Origin of the sequence: Bacteroides sp. 519, from assembly GCF_010500955.1 — a bacterium.
Taxonomy (GTDB): Bacteria; Bacteroidota; Bacteroidia; order Bacteroidales; family Bacteroidaceae; genus Bacteroides.
The window spans coordinates 219763-220368 of sequence record NZ_QVMJ01000014.1 but is presented as its reverse complement, the minus strand read 5'-3'; the positions used below and the strand labels follow the sequence as shown (position 1 = coordinate 220368).

Annotated in this window: 1 protein-coding gene and 1 pseudogene; both read left to right on the top strand. The window is 40.6% G+C overall.

What is annotated here, in order from left to right; translation table 11 throughout:
* A pseudogene (locus D0T85_RS22810) lies at positions 1–256 on the top strand (hypothetical protein); the annotation flags it as partial.
* A gap of 5 nt (positions 257–261) precedes the next feature.
* Positions 262–606, top strand: a 345-nt coding sequence (locus D0T85_RS22805) for an Rpn family recombination-promoting nuclease/putative transposase (protein WP_239060714.1), incomplete at its 3' end; no start/stop codon positions are given.

The window sequence follows — 606 nt, the reverse complement described above, 5'->3', positions numbered from 1 at the left end:
GTACGAAGACAGTTTGAAGAACTACCGCGACTGGTATAGTGTGATGGAAACATCCGAAAAGAAAGGATTGGCTAAGGGACTTGAAAAAGGTCGCGAAGAAGGACTTGCCGAAGGACTTGAAAAAGGACGCGAAGAAGGTCGCGAAGAAGGTATTCTTGAAGTTGCTCGCAAAATGAAATCCAATTCTATTCCTTTGCATACAATTCAAGAATTGACAGGATTATCTTTGGAAGAAATAGAAAAATTAAGCGATTAGAAGTTATGGGAAGCGAAGGACTTATAGAAAAATACATCAACCCTTATACTGATTTTGGTTTCAAGAAGCTGTTTGGTACCGAGCTCAACAAAGATTTGTTAATCAGTTTTCTGAATTCGTTATTGCCTGATGGACAAGTTATAAAAGACGTTACTTACCTCAATGCCGAACATCTTGGTACACTGGAAGCCGATCGGCGTGCAGTATTCGATGTTTATTGTGAAAACGAACAAGGCGAAAAGTTCCTGGTGGAGATGCAAAAAGGCGAACAACAGTTCTTTAAAGACCGCAGTGTATTTTACACCACATTTCCCATTCGCGAGCAAGCAGTGAAAGGCAAGAGCTGGAAT